General features: G+C 29.2%; 16 protein-coding genes and 1 other annotated feature. Of the genes, 1 reads left to right on the forward strand and 15 read right to left on the reverse strand.

Annotated elements, in window-relative coordinates; translation table 11 throughout:
- Positions 1–71: 71 nt before the first annotated feature.
- The 8 genes from ACU68U_RS00790 to murJ all read right to left on the reverse strand — a co-directional run bounded on the left by ACU68U_RS00790 (position 72) and on the right by murJ (position 9,191).
- Entirely contained in the window at positions 72–1,253 is a 1,182-nt protein-coding gene (locus ACU68U_RS00790) for an acetate/propionate family kinase (protein WP_094207207.1), read from the reverse strand.
- A gap of 9 nt (positions 1,254–1,262) precedes the next feature.
- Positions 1,263–1,859 (reverse strand): glycerol-3-phosphate 1-O-acyltransferase PlsY, encoded by a 597-nt coding sequence (plsY, locus tag ACU68U_RS00795; RefSeq protein WP_392435797.1) that lies wholly within the window; start codon positions 1,857–1,859, stop codon positions 1,263–1,265.
- Positions 1,859–3,175 carry a ribosome biogenesis GTPase Der gene (der, locus tag ACU68U_RS00800; protein WP_446762526.1) on the reverse strand — a complete coding sequence of 439 codons (1,317 nt, stop codon included), beginning with the start codon at positions 3,173–3,175 and terminating at the stop codon, positions 1,859–1,861. The genes plsY and der overlap by 1 nt, the downstream gene beginning before the upstream one ends.
- A 109-nt stretch (positions 3,176–3,284) precedes the next feature.
- On the reverse strand, positions 3,285–4,523 hold the full coding sequence (locus ACU68U_RS00805) for a serine hydroxymethyltransferase (RefSeq protein ID WP_094207209.1): 1,239 nt from the start codon (positions 4,521–4,523) through the stop codon (positions 3,285–3,287).
- Entirely contained in the window at positions 4,516–4,944 is a 429-nt protein-coding gene (locus tag ACU68U_RS00810) for a SoxR reducing system RseC family protein (protein WP_002837908.1), read from the reverse strand. The genes ACU68U_RS00805 and ACU68U_RS00810 overlap by 8 nt, the downstream gene beginning before the upstream one ends.
- Positions 4,945–4,949: 5 nt before the next feature.
- Positions 4,950–5,642 (reverse strand): tRNA threonylcarbamoyladenosine dehydratase, encoded by a 693-nt coding sequence (locus tag ACU68U_RS00815; protein ID WP_002836544.1) that lies wholly within the window; start codon positions 5,640–5,642, stop codon positions 4,950–4,952.
- 1 nt (position 5,643) lies between these two features.
- On the reverse strand, positions 5,644–7,410 hold the full coding sequence (gene aspS, locus ACU68U_RS00820; RefSeq protein ID WP_446762527.1) for an aspartate--tRNA ligase: 1,767 nt from the start codon (positions 7,408–7,410) through the stop codon (positions 5,644–5,646).
- 37 nt (positions 7,411–7,447) lie between these two features.
- Positions 7,448–7,627: a binding site (T-box leader), on the reverse strand.
- A gap of 40 nt (positions 7,628–7,667) precedes the next feature.
- Positions 7,668–9,191, reverse strand: coding sequence for a murein biosynthesis integral membrane protein MurJ (murJ, locus tag ACU68U_RS00825; protein WP_446762528.1), 1,524 nt, complete (start codon positions 9,189–9,191; stop codon positions 7,668–7,670).
- Between the two features lie 96 nt (positions 9,192–9,287).
- Here murJ and ACU68U_RS00830 point away from each other — a divergent pair, with 96 nt between their 5' ends.
- Positions 9,288–10,646, forward strand: coding sequence for a PucR family transcriptional regulator (locus ACU68U_RS00830; protein ID WP_446762529.1), 1,359 nt, complete (start codon positions 9,288–9,290; stop codon positions 10,644–10,646).
- Here the strand turns inward: ACU68U_RS00830 and ACU68U_RS00835 are convergent.
- The 7 genes from ACU68U_RS00835 to pheT are packed head-to-tail and all read right to left on the reverse strand — an operon-like array spanning position 10,643 to position 21,619.
- On the reverse strand, positions 10,643–11,758 hold the full coding sequence (locus ACU68U_RS00835) for a tetratricopeptide repeat protein (protein WP_446762530.1): 1,116 nt from the start codon (positions 11,756–11,758) through the stop codon (positions 10,643–10,645). The two genes, ACU68U_RS00830 and ACU68U_RS00835, sit on opposite strands and share 4 nt — an antisense overlap.
- On the reverse strand, positions 11,759–12,415 hold the full coding sequence (locus ACU68U_RS00840; protein ID WP_446762531.1) for a hypothetical protein: 657 nt from the start codon (positions 12,413–12,415) through the stop codon (positions 11,759–11,761). It lies immediately after the preceding gene.
- A gap of 8 nt (positions 12,416–12,423) precedes the next feature.
- Positions 12,424–14,118: an arginine--tRNA ligase gene (gene argS, locus ACU68U_RS00845; protein WP_446762532.1), complete on the reverse strand. Its 1,695-nt coding sequence runs from the start codon at positions 14,116–14,118 to the stop codon at positions 12,424–12,426.
- Positions 14,119–14,128: 10 nt separating this feature from the next.
- A complete protein-coding gene (locus ACU68U_RS00850; protein ID WP_446762533.1) occupies positions 14,129–16,480 on the reverse strand; it encodes an endonuclease MutS2 in 2,352 nt (783 codons plus the stop codon).
- A complete protein-coding gene (locus ACU68U_RS00855; RefSeq protein ID WP_446762534.1) occupies positions 16,481–18,622 on the reverse strand; it encodes a DUF3656 domain-containing U32 family peptidase in 2,142 nt (713 codons plus the stop codon).
- Positions 18,606–19,238: a cell division protein ZapA gene (locus tag ACU68U_RS00860; RefSeq protein WP_227905174.1), complete on the reverse strand. Its 633-nt coding sequence runs from the start codon at positions 19,236–19,238 to the stop codon at positions 18,606–18,608. Before ACU68U_RS00860 ends, ACU68U_RS00855 begins: the two co-directional genes overlap by 17 nt.
- Before the next feature lie 8 nt (positions 19,239–19,246).
- Positions 19,247–21,619: a phenylalanine--tRNA ligase subunit beta gene (pheT, locus tag ACU68U_RS00865; RefSeq protein WP_274983372.1), complete on the reverse strand. Its 2,373-nt coding sequence runs from the start codon at positions 21,617–21,619 to the stop codon at positions 19,247–19,249.
- Between the last annotated feature and the right edge of the window lie 7 nt (positions 21,620–21,626).

A 21,626-nucleotide genomic window follows, 5' to 3' on the forward strand; every position in this document is an offset into this window, starting at 1 on the left:
GTCCTTAAAATTTATACAAACAACGTAGTTAATTATAATATAATAATGTTAAGTTGTCAATAAAAATATTATTATTTTGCTAAGTCTAAAGTGTCTCTAGCAATCATTAATTCTTCATTAGTTGGAACAACATAAACTTTAACTTTTGAATCATCAGCTGAGATTAAAGCTTCTTCACGAGTATTGTTCTTTTCAAGGTCTAATTTAACGCCTAGTTCTTCAAATGTATCTAAGATATCTTTTCTCATAGATGAAGAGTTTTCCCCGATACCACCAGCGAAGCAAATTGCATCAACATGACCTAATTCAGCCATATATCCACCAATATATCTCTTAACTCTTTCAATAAACATATCAAGTGCTAATTGAGCTCTGTCATTTCCTTTTTCTGCTTCTTCTTCAAGATCTCTAAAGTCTGAACTAATTCCTGAAACTCCTAATACACCAGATTTTTTATTCAAAATTTGGTTCATTTCATCAGCTGAATATCCTTTTTCATTCATTAAGAATGTCATTACAGTAGGATCCAAATCTCCACTTCTAGTTCCCATTAAAAGTCCTTCCAATGGTGTAAGTCCCATTGATGTATCGTAGCATTTTCCGTCTTTAACAGCTGCTATAGATGAACCATTACCTAAGTGAACTGTAATAATATTGATGTCTTCTTTATCTAATAATTGTTGAGTTCTTAAAGTAATATATCTGTGGCTTGTTCCGTGGAAGCCAAATTTTCTTAATCTGTAATCTTCATAGTATTCGTAAGGAATAGCATACATAAATGTTTTAGCTGGCATTGTTTGATGGAAAGCAGTGTCGAATACAGCGATATTTTTCTTTCCTGGAGCTAATTTTTCACACGCTTCAATTCCCATTAAGTTAGCTGGGTTGTGAAGTGGACCAAATTTGATAAATTCTCTAATCTTATCTTTTACTTTATCGTCAATAATGCAAGATTCTGTTAATTTATCTCCACCGTGTAGTACTCTGTGACCAATAGCAGATACTTCGTCTAAACTCTTGATAACACCATATTTTTCATCTAATAAAGCATCGAAAACATGGTTAATAGCTTCAGTGTGATCTTTCATTGGTTCTTCGACTACTAATTTTTCTCCATTAACTTTATGAGTTAATTTAGAACCTTCAATTCCAATTCTTTCTACTAATCCTTTACATAATACACTTTCATCAGTCATATCAAATAATTGATATTTTAATGAAGAACTACCACAATTGATTACTAATACTTTCATTTTTTCCTCCTAATTTTTACCTAATTTACTTTCTTTTCCATGAATCAATCTATTTATATTGGATCTATGCTTGAATAATGATATTATTCCTAGCAAAATATAAATTAAACCAATGTAAAAGTCTTTTCTAATGTAAATTAATCCATAAATAACAGCTGAAACACATCCTATTATGCTTCCCAATGAAACATATTTAGTTATAAGTACAACTATTAAAAACAATATTAATAAAAATAAAATTTGTAAAGGTTGGGCAAACAATAAAACACCGAAAGATGTCGCAATTCCCTTACCACCTTTAAAATTATAAATAACCGGTAATATATGTCCTATTACACATAAAAGCCCACATACTAGTATACCTAAACTGCCGAAAAATTTAAAGCCCAAATATGCACACAATAATCCTTTTAAGAAATCAATCAAAAAAGTTGCCAAACCAAACTTTACTCCATAAACTCTTAAAGCATTCGTTGCACCTGCATTTTTGCTTCCATAATTTCTTATATCCTGTTTATAAATCAACTTAGAAAGCACAATAGAACCACTTATATTACCTATGAAATAACATATTATTCCAAGGACAATTAAATATAAATAATTCACTATTTTCCCCTTGTCTTAAATTCAAATTGCAAAGGAACACCTTCAAAGCTAAAGTTTTCCCTTAGCTGATTTTCGATATATCTTTGGTATGAAAAATGCATCAAATCATTTCTATTTATGAACACCAAAAATTTTGGTGGTCTGGCTTCTATCTGAGTAATATAAAAGATTTTCAAACGAACACCTTTATCTGATGGTGGTGGATTTAATAATACTGCTTTTGATATTACATCATTCAAAACACCTGTGCTAATTCTCATAGAATAATTATTATCTACTTTTTCGATTTCAGTAAACAAAGTATCTATTCTTTTGTTTTCTTTTACACTTATGAACACGATAGGAACATACATTACAAATCCCAATTTAGTTCGGATATCTTTTTTGAAATCATTCATAGTGTTTGTTTGTTTTTCAACAAGATCCCATTTATTCACAAGAATAATCATAGCTTTACCTTGATCATGAGCATAACCCAAGATTTTAGTATCTTGTTCGCTAACACCTTCAGCGGCATCTATCATTAGAACGCAAATATCAGACCTATCAATCGCTGATAAAGTCCTAACAACAGAATACCTCTCAACTTCTGTGTCAATCTTTTTTCTTTTTCTTAGACCTGCTGTATCTATAAATATATACTCATTTCCCTTGTAATTAATCTTGGAATCTATGGCATCTCTTGTAGTTCCTGCAATATCAGTAACTATCATTCTTTCTTCGTTTAATAAGTTATTAATCAAAGAACTTTTACCAACATTCGGTTTTCCAATTAGACAAACTTTTGTAATATCCTCATCAGATTCTGTATTTGAATTATCATCAAATTTTGAAACAACAGCTTCTAGTAAATCTCCAAGCCCCATAGAATTTGAAGCACTTATAGGAAATATTTCATAAAATCCTAGATTATAAAAATCATATACATTGTCCTGTTGTTTGATGTGATCAATTTTATTTACAACTAAAATTACGCTTTTTTTCGTTCTTCTAAGCATATCGGCAACTTCCATATCAATTGGAGTGATACCTTGTTTACCGTCAACCATAAACAAAATAACATCTGCAGTTTCAATAGCAAGTTCTGTTTGTTTTTTAATATTTTTAGTAATGATTTCATTACTTTTTGGTTCCAAACCACCTGTATCTACAACTGTAAAATATTTATTTTGCCACTCAGCTTCCATATACAATCTATCTCTTGTAACACCTGGATCATCTTGAGTGATGGCGATTCTTTTCTTAATTAATTTATTGAATAATGTAGATTTTCCTACATTAGCTCTTCCTACAATAGCAACAACTGGTTTTGCCATGTTATCACCTCATTTCTCTATAAATGATACCATAAAATGTGTCAAATATACAATATTTCATCAAAAAATAAAGCTAATACTAAACTTTTGTCTAGTATTAGCTTAAAATTTATCTATTGATTGGGAATTGTTTCATCAATTCTACAACGTCTTTTTTGATTTCTTCAGCAGGTCTACGTTTCTTTAATGCGTCTAACATAAATTCTGCTACTTTTGCAGCTTCTGCTTCTTTTAATCCTCTAGTTGTAATAGCTGGTGTACCAATTCTTATACCACTAGTTACAAATGGTGTTTCTGGATCATTTGGAATAGTGTTCTTGTTTGTTGTAATATTAACTTCGCTCAATAATGCTTCAGCTTCTTTACCTGTCATTTCAAAGCTTCTGCAGTCGATTAATAATAAGTGGTTATCTGTACCACCAGAAACTAATCTTACATCGTTATCTAAAAATACTTTTTCCATTGCTTTTGCATTCTTCAAAATTTGATGAGTGTATTCTTTAAATTCTGGTTGCAAGTCTTCTTTGAAACATACTGCTTTTGCTGCAATAATGTGTTCTAATGGACCACCTTGGAATCCTGGGAATACTGATTTGTCTATTAATTTTTTGTGTTCTTCCTTACAAAGGATAGCTCCACCTCTTGGTCCTCTTAATGTTTTATGTGTTGTTGTAGTTACAAAATCTGCATAAGGAACCGGACTTGGATGATCTCCAGTAGCTACTAATCCAGCAATGTGAGCCATATCTACCATTAAATATGCGCCAACTTCATCTGCAATTTCTCTGAATTTTTTGAAATCTATAACTCTTGGATATGCAGAAGCACCAGCTACGATTAATTTAGGTTTGTGTTTTAAAGCTAATTCACGAACGTTTTCATAATCAATTGTTTCAGTTTCAGGATCTACACCATAATCTACGAAATTATAGAATTTACCTGACATATTTACCGGTGATCCATGAGTTAAGTGTCCACCTTCTGTTAATCTCATACCTAATACTGTATCTCCAGGTTTTAAAACTGCAACATATACAGCAATATTAGCATTTGCTCCACAGTGAGGTTGAACGTTAGCATGATCTGCATTAAATAATTCTTTTAATCTATCTATAGCTAATTGTTCTATTTTATCAACATGTTCACAACCGCCGTAATATCTTTTTCCAGGATATCCTTCAGCATACTTGTTAGTTAACTCAGTACCCATAGTTTCAAGTACTGCTTTTGAAACAAAGTTTTCTGAAGCTATCAACTCGATATGTTCTTCTTGTCTTTTGATTTCATCATTTAGATGTCCAAAAACCTCTGGGTCAAAATTTTCTAAATTTTGTCTACAATTATTCATACAAACCTCCAATTATTTTCGTGATATGAACTAGGTCCTTATCAACAAATTTTTTATCTATAAATTTTACAATTATATAGCCAATTAATAATCCTACAAGTCCTATACCAAAAGATGCTAATTCAAAATTTCCTATTTTATTTTCCAAAATAGAATATGATGATATAAGAGCAATTAGGAAAAATGTTAAAGGCACTAAATACAACAATGCTGTATATTTAAGCATTGAAGAATCATCACCTGAAATTTGCACTCTATCCCCTACCTTAGCACTTATATAGTTTGCACATTCTATAACTTGCGTTTGATGTTCACAACCTGAACATTTGCTGCAACCTTCACCACCACAAGCTCCTTTTCTAGTTATTAGAACAGATGCTTTTGTGGATTCAGTTTTTATAACCATTCCTTCTTTTGCCAAAAAAATTACCTCAATTCTTTAATAACATATGATGCAATCATAAGTCCGACACATGAAGGTACAAAGCTTATACTTGCCGGAGCATTTCTTCCATTTGAAGATAGAACTTCTCCTGACCTTTGTTCATCAGACCAAATGCATGTAAGTTTGTCAACGTTTCTTCTTTTTAGCTCTTTTCTCATTACTTTAGCCATTGGACAAGTGTGGGTCTTTTTAATATCCGTAATTCTAAAAAGAAAAGGATTTAGTTTCGATCCCGCACCCATAGAACTTATCAACTTAATATCGTTTTTATAACAATACTCAGCCAAATCTAGCTTCGCTGATATTAAATCAATAGCGTCTATAACATAATTATAATCTTTAAGATTAAATAAATCAACAGTAGAATTATCAAACTTTTCCCTAAATTTAATAACTTTGCAATTCGGATTAATTCTGTGAATTCTTTTTTCAAATTCATCTACCTTATAATTTCCAACAGTATCTTCCAAAGCTATAATTTGGCGATTGATGTTTGTTATATCGATAGTATCATAATCTACTATTGCTAATGTTCCTACTCCACATCTAGCCAAAGCTTCTATTACAAAACCTCCAACTCCACCGCAGCCAATAACAGCTACTTTGGAGTTGATGATATTTTCTAGGTCATTTTCACCTATTAGAAGTTTTGTTCTTTCAAATCTTTTATCCATACTAATCTAATTTGATGTGAATTTCTTTAAGTTGTTTCTCGTCAACATTTGATGGAGCACCAGTTAATAAATCTGTAGCAGATTGTGTTTTAGGGAATGCTATAACATCTTTGATATTATCAGTTCCAACTAATAACATCATAAGTCTATCCATACCATACGCTAATCCACCGTGTGGAGGTGTTCCATAGTTGAAAGCTTCAACGAAGAATCCAAATTTGTTTTCAATCATTTCTTCAGTTAATTCTAATGCTTCGAACATTTTCTTTTGTAAATCAGAATTGTTAATTCTTATAGAGCCTCCACCTATTTCATCTCCATTACATACAATATCGTAAGCTTTAGCTCTTACTTTTTCCTTGTCAGTTAACAAATATTGAATGTCTTCTTCTTTTGGCATTGTAAATGGGTGATGCATTGCTACAAATCTGTTTTCTTCTTCGTCGAATTCAAATAATGGGAAATCAACTATCCAAACAAATTCGAATGTATCATTGTCAACCAAATTCATATCTCTTGCAATTTTGTTTCTTAATGCACTTAATCCATTAAATACAATATCATTTTTGTCTGCTAGTATAAATATTAATGCATTTTCTTCTTCTTTTGTAGATTCAATTATCGAATTCATTTCTTCATCAGATAAGAATTTTTTAATTGAAGATTGAATTTCTCCATCGTGAACTCTTATCCAACTTAAACCTTTAGCTCCGTATTCTTTTACAAATTTTTCTAATTTGTCAATTTTTTTACGTGAGTATTCACTTTCATAATTACCAATATTGATACATCTAACGCTTTTGTTTTTATCATTACAACTTGAGAATACTTTGAATTCTGAATCTTTTACTAATTCAGTGATATTTTTCAATTCAAATCCAAATCTCAAATCTGGCTTGTCGCATCCATATCTTTCCATAGCTTCTGCGTAAGTCATTCTCTTAATAGGAGTTGGAATATCAATTCCTCTAATTTCTTTGAAAAGTTTTTTAATCAAGCCTTCATTCAATGTCATTACATCTTCTTGATCAACAAAACTCATTTCCATATCCACTTGAGTGAATTCAGGTTGTCTATTCGCTCTCAAATCTTCATCTCTGAAACATTTAACGATTTGGTAGTATCTGTCCATTCCACTAATCATAAGAAGTTGCTTCATTAACTGTGGTGATTGTGGCAATGCGTAGAAACTGTGTTCATTTACTCTACTTGCAACCAAATAATCTCTAGCTCCTTCTGGAGTTGGTTTACCTAAAAATGGAGTTTCAATTTCATAAAATCCATTTTCATCTAAATAATCACGAATTAATTTATTAGTTTTGGCTCTTAATTTTAAATTATTTTGTAATTTAGGTTTTCTTAAATCCAAATATCTGTACTTTAACCTAACAGCTTCTTGAGCATTATCATCATCTTTAATGTAAATTGGAGGAACATTAGCTGTATCCAAAACAATTAGTTCGTTAGCTATAACTTCGATTTCTCCAGTAGGAATGTTGTTGTTTTTTGATTCTCTTTCTCTAACATCACCTTTTACACATAAAACATATTCGCTTTTAACATCTTTTGCTTTATCGAAAATCTCTTTGTTATCATCCTTTATAGCTATTTGAGTTATTCCTGTGTTATCTCTCAAATCTATAAAGATAAGAGATCCTAAATTTCTTTCTTTTTGAACCCATCCCATAAGAATGACTTCTTTGTTTACATCACTTAATCTCAACTCCCCACACATGTGAGTACGTCTAAGATTTCCCATACTATTCATAAAAAACCTCCTAAAATATAAAAAACCCGTCCTTATGATAAGGGACGAGTTAAATCGCGGTACCACCCTAATTAGGTAAACCTCACTTTAATTTATAACGCTATTAAGCGGAAAATTCGACTCAAAAATGTCTGCAATTACTATGAATAATAAGTCACACCAACCCTTATCTCTCTGAAAATCAATCATAATGCGCTCTTTTTATCTCTGTCTTTATAACAAAATTATATTCAAAAAACTTTCAATTGTCAAACCATCTATTTTTTTCTTCTGTTTTTATAAAAAGCGATAATTTCGTTTAGTTCATCGACCTTAAAAATTAAAATACAACTCAAATAACTAATTCCTGCAACAATTATAGACATCATTAATGATAATGTATTTGAAAATCTCATATTTGCCGTTTTAAATGTAATATAAGCTAAAGCTCCCATTATCAACGATGAGATCAACATCTTAAAAATATTTACAAATGATGATTTTGTAGAGCTAAAATCCCCAATTTTTTTGTGTAATCTCATTATTATCATTATTGCGCCAATTAGATTTGCAAAACTTGTTGCTACTGCTAATCCTACTAAGCCAAAAATTCTTGATAAAATAATATTTCCTATTATATTTATAGCAACCATAATAACAGAATTAATCGTAGGAGTTTTTGTATCATTCATGGCATAAAATGATTTCGACAAAATATCTCTGATAGCAGTTCCTATGATTCCCAAAGCGTAGAAGAACATACAAACTGATGTCATATCAACATCATTCATCGTGAACGCTCCCCTAAAGAATAGCATCTTAGTAATAGGATAAGATAATACCAAAAGTCCTATTGTCGCTGGGATTACTAAAATACAAATCATAGACATTGATTTCATTATGCTATCTTTCATTTTATTCAAATCATTAGCAATAAAATTTCTAGACAATTCAGGATACACAATTACAGAAATATTTGCTATAACAATTCCAGTTACAAATTCAATAAGCCTTGATGCATAATTTAGAATTGGAATACCATTAGCTGAAACTGTAGATGCTATCGACTTATCTACCATAACATTAATTTGATTTACCGATACTCCTAAAATTATCGGAATTGATAGTAATACAATCATTTTTACATTTTTATCTGAAAAATCTAAAATCTTATGATATTTAAAATTCTTTCTTTTCGTTATAAATATGTAAGGCAAATATTGAAGTGCATTTCCCAATAGCAAACCAATTCCAACTATCATATTATTGTCGTATTTGTTAGATAGTACAAGAGCAAGAATAATGAAGAAATTCATTATAAAACCTTGTAAATTTTGAACTACAAAATGATTATTCGCATTCAAATATCCCTTGAATACACATGACATTATGGACGGTATCATTGACAATAAAGTCAATCGCATGAATTTTATAGTTAATTCTTTTGTATATCCAGTAAATCCTGGAGCGAAAATTTTAATTACAGATGGTGTAAAAATCTCAAGTATTACTATTAATGCTAATATTATAATAACAACTATATTGTTGATATTTGATGTAAAAATATCACCTTCTTCCTTTCCCTTTTCGTGTACTATTTTATTATATATAGGAATAAAAGAAGTTGAAATTCCCGCTGAAAACAAGCTTACTATTGTAATCGGCAATATTTGCGAAACCAAAAATGCGTTGGCAACCGGTCCATTTGTAGGAAAAAAATATGCCAGTGTAGTTTCTCTTACTAATCCTAAGACTTTTGATAGTAGTGTAATTATCATAAGTATAATTGCAGTCTTTTTCATAAGTATCTCCTGTTTATATTTAAAAAATTTGTTGGTTGTGATATTATTTATACTATAGATAATAACACAGGTCTAACGATAATTAAAGGTGATAAAATGAATATAAGATTATTGGTAAAACAAATGGATGAGTTGGTTGACTCTTCGGACATAAAAATAATAAACGATATCGATAATATTTCGTTAAATTGTATTTCTGATCAGAAAAACACCCTATCCATAATTGAATATGACAAAGATATTATGTGTCCTAAAAATTCTAATATTCTTTTTTTGAAAGCAGAAGATGAAATTATAGAAAACGAGAACGCAAATATTATTTATTCAAAAGAAGATGATATTTTCAAAGTTTACGAAATTATAAATGGATTTTTGCGTAAAAACGCAGAGTTCTATAATAGAATTTACAATACAATTTCAAACCGTGAGGCTGTTAATAATTTGCTTTTAATCATAAAAGATTATTTTGATGTAAATGTATGCCTATTGAATTCAAACAAAAAGTTGTTGCTAAATACATTTGATTTTTCAACTATAAAAAAGATTTATCCGTTGGAAATAAAAAAGAAAAGCTTGAGCAAATTGTACGGATATCTCGCTTTTGAAACTATTGAAGATGAATATGAATTTGAATTCAGAAAAATTTCCAAAATAATTTCAACATATATTTATAACAATGTAAACGGACTGATAAATTCAAAGGAAGACATATACAGTACTATTAAGAATTTGATTTCTGGAAATATTACAGAAAAAGACGAAGAAAATATCGCAAATATAGGTTGGAAAACAGATGACAATTACGATATTAATGTAATTAAAATCGAAGGTGGTTTATTTAAATACCAAGATATGTTCTCACACGGAAATAGGTTTGTTTTGGATTATCCAATGTATATGTATTCTGTATTACAAGAAGGATACCTTGTGTTATTAACTAATAATAAAATTAAAGATGTTTCATCAGTAAAGACTAACTTAAACTTTTTTACTGAAAAATACGACTTAAAAAGCATTAAATTATCACTAAAAAACAACCTTTTCAATTTGAAAAAAGCTTATGATTTATCTAGAAGAATTTTAGAAAACAGTATAGAATTAACTGAAAACATAAACGATAATTGCTGTAAAATCATCTATGATTTGGTATGCTTGGATTCTGAAATAGAAATATTAGTTCCAGAATTCATCTATAAACTAAAATATGACGATATAAATAATGGCACAGACCTCCTTAGAACATTATACTTTTATCTTGTAGAAGAACGCTCATTGATTAAAGCATCTCAAAGACTGAATGTACACAGAAACTCAATCGTTTATAGAATAAACAAAATTAACGAATTGGTAGATATTAATTTGGATTGTTACAAAGCAAGAAAAAACATAATAAGCGCTTTGGAAATCATCGACCGATTGGACAATACGCTTAAAATAACAGAAGAAGACATTTAATTGTCTTCTTCTATTTTTTGCAATAATTGCATTGCCATATTAAAAATATCTTCGTGTACATCATCATAAGAAACCAAAGTTGACAATGTGTCTTGTGCATTTTCAACTCTATTTGAGTTTAGTTCAATAACTGCTTTATTGTACAATAAAATTTCATTGTCTTTATGAATTTTAAGCCCACGATTTAAAACCTGAATTGATTTTTCAAAATCATAATCGTTGAAATAAGCCACAGACATATCATTATACAAATCAACATGATCAAATCCCATACTTTCAGCTTTTTCAAAATATTCTATAGCTTTATCCAAATCATTCAAATTCAAGTAGCATTTACCCATTAAATAAATAATTCTGGAAGTTTTTTCAAGTTCTTGGAAAATTTCAAGTGCTTTTTGTGGTTTTGAATTGATTAAAGTAGTCGCAAAATCCAAATCTCTGAGAGGCTTTATATCCTCCATTAAACGTTCAACTTCATTTATCACAATTAATACTCTTTTTTCATCGTAATCGTTAGGTGATGTTGCCATCTTATGAGTATTTTTTAAGTAATCATAAGCTTTTATATAATTATGATTTAGTAATTCTAAGTTTGCAAGTTCTACATAATTTAAGAAAAAATCAGGAAAATTTGCAACATTTTCATTTAAAACTCTGAAAGCTTCTTCAATAAAAATACTAGAATTAAACTCATCTTCGAGCGCCATTAATCTCAAACAATACGCATAGTAATAAGCATTATCCGCAATGTCCGATTTTAATATATCATTTGTTCTAAAATAAATAACAGCTTCTTTTGGGTTTGAAATCTTTTCAACTCCCATAGATATTATTGATTTTTCAATATCAGGGAAAATATTGTACATAATATCTGTGTAGTTTACACAGTATTTGAATGTTCTATCGTAAGCTATGTTATAAATCATGCCTTTAATTATTAATTCCAAATCAAAATTTTTGACGAAATCATTGTTCTTGACTCCATCTAACAAATCTTTTTCTAAAACAGGTAGTGGAATATCTTTATCAATGTAATCATTTGATTCTAATAAATTCACATAAACCAACTGGTCCATAAATTTACTGAAATATTCGTCAATCTTATTAATCATTTATTTCTCCCCCGTTTCTAAAATTCTGTACAAATTAGCCCTATATAACATGAATAACGAAATGAACATCAAAAGTAATCCAAATTTCAAAATCGACACAATTTCATTTGACATTATAAAGTCTTCAAATGTGTAATTTTTCATAATCAAATTAAATAAAATTGCAAAAATCACAACATTAGGTATGTTCCATGTTAAAAAATTTTTAAAATTAAATTTTAATGATGTCCAAATCGATTTATAAAATTCTTCGTCAATCATGTAAAGTGTCTCCACTAACGGATTAAATATTAATAAAAGAACAATTACTGCTCCTTCGTATTTTTTTAAGAAAAAATACAACAATAATAAAATTCCTCCATTAAATGCAACCTTTAACATTAATTTGGGAATAGTAATCGGTTCTATTTGATAGTTATCTCTTGTATGAACCGAAATACTAAGCATATTTAAAAGGATACTCAACAGAAATGTTACCAAAACCGCTATTATCACACTAGATATTTCTTTAGATACAGATAATCTAAACAAAATATTATTCGACATATTCAACGATAATTTCATTACAATCATTGATGCAAAAATCAACGGAAAATATTTAATTGTATGTGCGGTTCTTGTAAAAGAATTTTTGATTATTTCTATAAATGAGTCCATTATTCTTCCTACATTCTAACTGGTGCTTCAATGCCTAACAAGCTCAAAGATAATTTCAAACATTTGTTAACAGAATAAGTTAAATACAATCTTTGATATTTTAGTTCATCTTCTACAGTGTTGATTGGACAATTTGCATAGAATTTATTGAATAGTTTTGCTAATTCTACTGTATAACGTGTCAAGAAAGAAGGTTCGTATTTTTCAGTAGCATTTAATAAAACTTCTTCAAATTTTGATAAGTGTTTTACAATGTCGATTTCTGTATCGTCAACTAATAAATCAAATTTGATATTGTCTTTTAATTCAAATTCTCCCTTGTCTAATATAGAACAGCTTCTTGCAAATGTATATTGTGTATATGGTCCAGTTTCTCCATCAAAATTCAAAACTTGATCCCAATCAAACGTATAATCTTTTATTCTATTATTGAATAAATCTTGGAATATTACAGCTCCAACACCAACTTGTTTTGCCACTTCTTCTTTATCTTCAAGATTAGGATTTCTTTCTTCTATGATTGATTTTGTTTTATCTATAGCTCTATTCAAAACATCTTCCAAGAAAATAACTTTACCTTCTCTTGTTTTCATAGATCCATCTTTCATGCTAACCATACCAAAAGAAACATGTTCGCAATCATTCCACCAATCAAATCCCATTTTTTTCAAAACGGCTCTTAATTGTTCAAAATGAAGTTTTTGTTGACTAGCTACAACGTATACATTTTTATAAAAATCGTAAGTTCTTTTGCGATACATTGCAGTAGCAATATCTCTCGTTAAGTATGTTGAGGAACCATTTGATTTTTTTATTAAAACAGGTGGTAAACTTTCATCATCCAAATTGATTATCATTGCACCATCGGATTCTTCTAATAAATTTTTCTTATCAATTGCTTCTAATGCATCTCCAATAAATTGTGAGTGGAATGATTCACCATTAAAATTGTCAAACTCAACTCCTAGTAAATCATAAACTCTTTGGAATTCTTTTAAAGAAATTTCTCTAAACCATGACCATAATTTTACAGCTGTAGGATCTTTTTTTTCTAATTTATCGAACCAATCACGAGCCTCATCCATATAAGATTCATCTTCTTTTGCAATTTTATTGTATTTTACGTAAAGATTTAAAAGTTCTTTTATTGGATCAGCATTTATTTTATCCTCGTCTCCCCATTTTAAATAAGCTGAAATCATCATACCAAATTGAGTTCCATAATCACCAATGTAATTAACACCTGTTGTATTAAACCCTTGATATTTCATTATATTTCTTATCGCGTTTCCTATTACAGTGGAGCGTAAATGTCCAATATGAAATGGCTTTGCTATATTTGTAGATGAAAAGTCAAACACAACATTTTTCCCAACGCCAATATGACTACTTCCAAAATCATCTTTAACAGCTTCTGTTAGAACACTTTCTACTAATTTTGAATTATCCACAAAAAAGTTTACGTAAGGACCTACATTTGCAATTTTTTTGATATTTTCATTGCTGAATTCTTTTTTAGCTAATTCTTCTGCGATTAAATTAGGTGCTTTCCTAAAAGTTTTTGCTAATTTAAACACTGGAAACGCATAATCTCCCATATCACTGTTTGGTGGAATTTCGATTAAATCTGATATTTCTTCTTCAGTTAGACCAGTGTCAAATCCTAGTATAATTTGTTTTACTTCTTCTTTAAAATTTATCATTTTAATCCCCTTATTTTAAATAAATGAAAGTAGCTCCAAGACCGCCTTCATTGTAACCTGCATCTTCAATCTTTTTGATTCTTTTATCACTTCTTAGGTATTCTCTGATACCTTTTCTGAGCATACCAGTTCCTTTGCCGTGAATTATATTCACTTTTTTCAAGCCAACAATTACACAGTCATCAATGTATTTGTCAAGTTCGTATATTGCTTCTTCAATATTCTTTCCACGCAAATCTATTTCGCTTTTTATATCAGAATTAGCTTTATTTTTTATAATACTTTTAATGCTCTTTGATGATTGAATCACTTCTTGTTCTTTAATTTTCTTCAAGTTCTTAACATTGGCATTTATCTTTAAGATACCCACTTGAACCAATAAATCACCTTTTTTATCAGGTTCTGTAACAATAGTACCTTGTTGGTCAATTCCTAAGATTTCGACTTCATCTCCTAATTGTAGATTTTGTTTTTTAGACGTTTCATTCAAAAGTTTCTTATTGGAACTCTTTTTAATTCTTTTGTTAAATTTACTTTCAACATCATTAGCTACTGTTCTAGCATCAGATTCTTTCTCTAAGAATTTTAATTTATTGATAAGCTCACGTGATTCTTCCTTAGCTTGCATATAAATTTCGTTTGCATTTTCTTTTGCTTCGTTAATAATTCTTTCTTTTTCTAATTTTGTCTTTTCAAGTTCTTTTTCGTATCTGTCGCGAAGCTTCAATAAATCTTCTTTAAGCTCTAATTGTCTTTTTTTGTCTTCGTCAATTTGTTTCTTTTCAGATTCAATGTCAGATAAAACATCTTCAAAATCTTTGTCTTCTTGAGATAAAATTTCCTTTGCATTATTAATTATATCATCATCAAGACCAAGTCTTCTAGAAATTTCAAAAGCATTTGATTTACCAGGAATCCCAATTCTCAATTTATAAGTTGGTGATAAAGTATTTACATCAAATTCTACTGAACCATTTTTTACGTATTTTTCTGTCAATGCAAATATTTTAAGTTGAGAATAGTGAGTTGTAGCAATTGTTCTTATAGATTTGTCTAAGAAAATTCTCAAAATTGCAATTGCTAGTGCTGCTCCTTCTGTTGGATCGGTTCCTGCACCAAGTTCGTCGAATAACACAAGAGAATTAAATGTAATATTATTTACAATGTGTACAATATTTTTCATATGAGCTGAAAAAGTAGACAAAGATTGTTCTATACTTTGTTCATCACCAATATCTGTGAAGATATTGTCGAAAATTGCTACTTCCGAATTTTCATCTACAGGAATTAAAATTCCAGATTGTGCCATTAAAGTTATCAGACCTACTGTTTTAAGTGTTACAGTTTTACCACCAGTATTAGGTCCAGTTATTACCAATGTATTGTAATCATCACCAAGATAAATACTTATAGGCACAACTTTTTTCTTGTCCAATAAAGGATGTCTTGCATTTTTGAAATTAAAATATCCATTAGTGTTTAGTTTGGGATTTGTCGCATCAATTTCTATCGCATATTTTGCTTTAGCGAATATGAAATCTAATCTTGATAAAACATCCTGATCCACAAAAATCGAATCCTTGGCATCATAAACTCTATCAGAAATTTCTTTCAAAATTCTTATTATTTCTTCTCTTTCTTCTGCTTCAAGCATTCTCAATTCGTTATTTAATTCTACAACCTCCATCGGTTCGATGTAGACTGTTTGACCCGAAGATGAATGGTCGTGTACGATTCCTTTAAAAGATGATTTATGTGAAACTTTTACAGGAATTACATATCTATCATCTCTCATAGTTACGATGTTGTCTTGTAATGCTTGATCATTAGAAGATAAAATACTATTTATTTTATCTCTAATATTTTCTGTCTTCTGCCTTTTAGTTTGTCTAATTCTAGCAAGATTCCTACTAGCATTATCGCTAATCTCATCTTCTGAAATTATTGCATTATTAATAGTTGCAACTAAATCAGGCTCTTCTACCAAAGAATCCATCATTGCCATAATCATAGGGTAATTTTCGTGATTTTCGTCAGATTCTCCAGCATATCTTTTTATATCGTGAACGCTACTCAATATTTGACCGATTTTCAACAAAACTTCTGGAACTATGTATCCACCTTTTGATACATGCATTATACTTGCTTTAACATTTATAATCTCATATATAGGAGGATTAGAAAATTTGTAAATCATACTCATAGCTTCATAAGTTTCATCCAAGCTTTGTCTGATTTCATCCTCATCAATCATAGGTTCCAATTTATTGGCTATACTTTTCCCCAATTTAGATTTGCAAAATTTTTCAATTTTATTTTTTATTTCGTTGTATTCAAGTGTGTTTAATGTCTTTTTATCCATTTATAAAATTCCTTTTTTAAAATGAAATTCATTAGATTTTCCAGTTGCATATTTGTTCTTTCTAATTGAATATAAGTTGAAATCTATATCATTCTCATCTATCTTAATTCTATCACAAGAATAAATTAAAGAGTAATCGTCCATTCTTACAACCTTATATTTAGAAAAATCTCCTTCAATATAACAATCATTAAACTTACAGAACTCACAATTTTTCCCATTACATTTTATTATGCTCGAAAAAGGACAATAAACAGTAACCATATTAACTAAGTTTTCTTCAACAACCAATTCATAATTGTAATTTGAATTTTCTACAATTTCTTTAATTTCAGATTTGTTTAATTCAACTGATAAAGTTATTACATCTACTCCCAAATCATTTAAAACTTTTGCTGATAAAGTATTAAATACATTCATCTGATAGTCACTAACAACAAAATCAGCTCTAATATCCCTAGCTATAATAATATCTCCAATATTATTGATTAAAAGTTTGGATACATTATTTTCTCTGCACTTTTTTATAAACTTATCCGTTTTTTCTTGATTCAAAAATCTTGGAACTCTCACGATGTATTCTGATGAAATTTTATCGCTGTAACCATCCACTTCATCTACATAAACTGTTTTATAACTTGAATTATTAATTCTATTTTTTTCTATTAGTTTATCTAAATTTTTCAGATCAACATTTTTTTGTTTTCTATGATTAAAATCAGCTTTTTCGTTCAAATAGAATTCTATGAAATCTCTTCTTATCTGATTTATCTGACTTTTCGATAAAAATAATCCATCATCTAGAATAATCTCCAATTTATTAATGTTTACTGGATAGTTTCCTGTTTTTAGTACTTGATTACGAATAAAATCGTCATCTATTGGCTTATTTTTTGCGTCATCGCAAATTATATTAGTGTTATATTTTAGTCCATTAACAGATATTTGAATAGGTTGAAATTTTTTACAAATAAACTTGACTTGTAAATTAAATTTCACATTTTTTTCTTCATTTGACTCATCAACTATTTTAATGTGACTAACTCTTTTTACATCAGAATTTTCAAGAGCATCACCTATGTTTTTAAATGAAGCTATGCTATTTTTCGTATAATTTTCAGTTAATGTCAACGGGAAAGTATTTTTCCCATTAGAAAGTATTAGAATATCTTTCTTTAATACATCTTTTGTAAATTTTATTTTCCCTTTTCCTAATACTTTTCCTACTGTGTTACCTTTAATTTGATTTTTCCTACCAAGTTCAACGTAATTGTATCCATTTGTATTATTGATTAATCCTTTTGTAAATCCACGATTTTTAACTTCGTCTAAATAATAATCGTATTTACCATTGTCTAATTTTTCTCTGTAAGATTTTACAATAGAGTACACGTATTCCTTGGATTTCATTCTTCCTTCGATTTTTAAACTATCACAATATTTTGCGATTTCGTCAACATTATCAATAGTACACAAATCTTTTGGACTGAGGTAAGACAGCTTTGAATTAATAGTTTCGTTGGCTAAAATAATCTTGTAATCCTTCCTACAAGATTGAGCACATCTTCCTCTATTTGCACTTCTATCACCATTTAATGAACTCATCAAGCATTGCCCTGATTGGCACACACATAATGATCCATGAATGAAAACTTCTATTTCAATGTCACAGTTTTTCCTAATATTTTTTAATTCTTCTAAATCAGTTTCCCTAGCCAATACAATTCTTTTGAAACCAAGTTCTTTGGCAATTAATGCCCCATTCAAATTATTAATGTTCATCTGAGTAGATGCATGTAAATCCAAATCAGGAAATAACTTGTTTACAAGATATGCCAGCCCAATATCTTGCACAATTAGTGCATCAATATCGATGTTATATAATCTGTTTACATAATCAATCGCCTTGTGAATTTCTGATTGTTTTATAAGAGTGTTTAATGTTACATAAACTTTTACGTTTCTTAAATGGCAGTATTTTACAACTTCCTTAACATCTTCTACAGTAAAATTTTCAGCATAAGCCCTTGCGGAAAATTCTTTTGTTCCAAGATAAACGGCATCAGTTCCCGCACGGACACTTGCTTTTACCATGTCCCAATTTCCGCAAGGAGCTAATATTTCACTAATCAATGATTTCATCCCTTTGATAATCCATTAAAATATTTTCTAGCTTATTTTTTTCAAAAGCTAATTTATTATATTCATCTTTTAAATCTTTGTATTTTTGAGATATATCATCATTTTCTGTTTCGTAAAATTCAATTTGTTTTTTCAAATCTTCCGTAGTTTTATTCTCTTTTTTGAGTTTTGTATTTAAATCTGATGCTTTTTGTTCATATTGCGCTTTGATTTCGTTAGCGTATTCTTCAGCTTTTTTCTTTATATCTTCTTTTTCCTTTTCAGAATTTTCTTTAATTTCATTGTATTGTTTAGTCATTTGTTTTAAGTTTGTTTCTTTAATAACCAAATTTTGATATAATTTTTCGCAATCAGATTTTAAGTTAGAATAATCCTTGATAATTGGATCATTCTCTTTTTTGTATTCATTTAATTCAGTTGTTAAATTATCGTGAGTTTCTGCCAAATTCATAAGAGCTAAGATAGTTGCATTCAAAGTCGTTAATTTTGAATTTCTGTTTTTACAATCTGCAATATCCTTGTTAATTTTCTCAACTATCTTATCTGTTTCTTCTTTAGATTTTTCAGTAACAATATTGTAAGTTGAACCTTGAATTACAACTTGTAATTTGTTCATATACATTCCTACTTTCTCAATGTTGCGTTGAATTTTTGTTCTAATGAATTTAATATTTCTTCTTGTATTTTTTCAATAGTTTTGTCTTTTAATGTTTCATCTTTTGATTGATATATAATTCTGTATGCTAAGCTCTTCTTATCATTATCAACATGTTCACCTTTATATTCATCAAATAAGTAAACATCCTTGATGATACCATTAGAGTGGTTTAGAATTTCTTTTTCAATTTCAATACTTTCCAATTCTCTATCCACCACAAGAGCTATATCTCTTTCAATTGAAGGATATTTACTAATTGGTGAGTAAAGCTTTTTGAAATCCATATGTTTAATTAATTCTGTAAAATGAATTTCTCCAATATAAACTCTATTATCAAAGTCATAGTTGTCTCTTACTTCATAACTTATTTCACCAAATGTTGCGATCAATTCACCATTTACCAATATATCAGCGCACCTACCGCTGTGATAAGTTTTATTATCTTTGTTTTTTACAATTTCATAATTATCAATTCCCAATTCGTTAAATAATGCCAAAATCATAGATCTAACATCGTAGAAATCATAATCTCCATACATTCCCAAAGCTAATTTTTTAGTTTCGATTCTTTCGTTTCCGACCAAGTGGAAAGTATTGCCCAATTCATATACGCAAATATCTTTGATTTTATTTTTATAATTCTTAGATAGTATATCCAAAATATTTGGTATAATTGTGGATCTCATCACAGAGAAATCTTCTCCTAGTGGATTGATTAGTTTGATCAATTTATCATCATCCATTTCAACCATTGCTTTAGAATAGGATTTTGGGCTGATGAATGAATAAGACAACACTTCAAAAGTATTCATAGAATACAAAGCTTTTTTCGTATTATCTATGGCAATTCTTTCTTCGCTCTTAACACCTCTCTTTAGTTTTCCGATAAGAGGTTTAGCGCCAATTTTCTCAAATGTGTAAATTCTTCCAACTTCTTCAATTAAATCTTGATAAATTGAAACGTCTTGTCTATGGAATGGAACTTTAACTTTGATTTTTTCGTCGTCTTCTGACACAATTTTAAATTCCAATAACTGTAATATATTTTTAATTTCTTCATTTGAAATATCTGATCCTAATAAATCATTGCATTTTTTGTAAGATAGCTCTACATCTTCTAATTTTTCTTCACATGTAATCACATCTATAGAATTATTAATCACAGTGGCATTTGTAATATCTTCAATTAATTTACAAACTCTCAATGATGCTAAATCACATAATTGTTGGCTTACACCCTTTTCAAATCTTGTGGAGGCATCAGTTCTTAAAGATAATCTTCTTGATGAAAGTCTAATTGTATCGCTATCAAAACTTGCAGCTTCAATAAGCACATTTGTAGTATCTGATGTTATTTCTGAATCAAAACCGCCCATAATTCCAGCGATACCTAATGTGTTTTCACCATCACAAATTATTATATCATCTGATAATTCACGTTCAACATCGTCTAATGTTGTAAATTTTTGTGAACCAGATTCTTTTACTATAATTTTCTTATCTGCGATTTTATCCAAATCATATGCGTGAATTGGTTGACCAGTTTCCAGCATTACAAAATTTGTAATATCAACTATATTGTTAATAGGTCTAATTCCAGATTGAATAAGTCTATTTTTTAGCCATTGTGGACTATCTCCTATTTTTACATTTTTTACAACTCTAGCCACATAACGAGTACACTTGTTAGTTTGAATATCAACAGAATTTACGTAATCATTGATATCTTCATCAAAGTTTATGATTTCAATAGAAGGATATTTGATTTTTTTGCCAAAAGATGCAGCATATTCTCTTGCCATTCCTAATACAGACAAACAATCTGGTCTGTTTGGTGTGATTTCAAACTCAATTATAGGTTCATTAATTTCGAGTGCTTCAGTAACAGTTTCACCAATTTTGTTTTCAGATAAAACAGCAATTCCATCTTTTGAATTTTTATCTACAACTGAAGTTTCAAATCCCATTTCTTCAAAACTTGTCAACATTCCAGGGCTCATAATTCCTTTAAGATCAGCTTCTTTTAAAACAATACCTCCCGGAAGAGTTGCCCCTACCTGTGCATAACAAACAAACATATCTTCTTTGATGTTTTTTGCACCCGTTACTACTTCTATTTCTGAATTGCCAGTATCTAACGTAACTATCGATAATCTATCTGCATTTGGATGCTTATCAATTTTCTTTATTTGAGCTACAATTAATTTATCGTTTAAATATTTACTTTTATCTATAACCGATTCAACGTGACTTCCTGTTTCAGAAAGTCTGTCTGTAATAGTTTTTATCGATTCGTCTACATCGACGTAATCTTTAAGCCAATTAATAGGTAATAACATATTTCCT

It is taken from the genome of Finegoldia sp. P3-F-LR, from assembly GCF_052932165.1.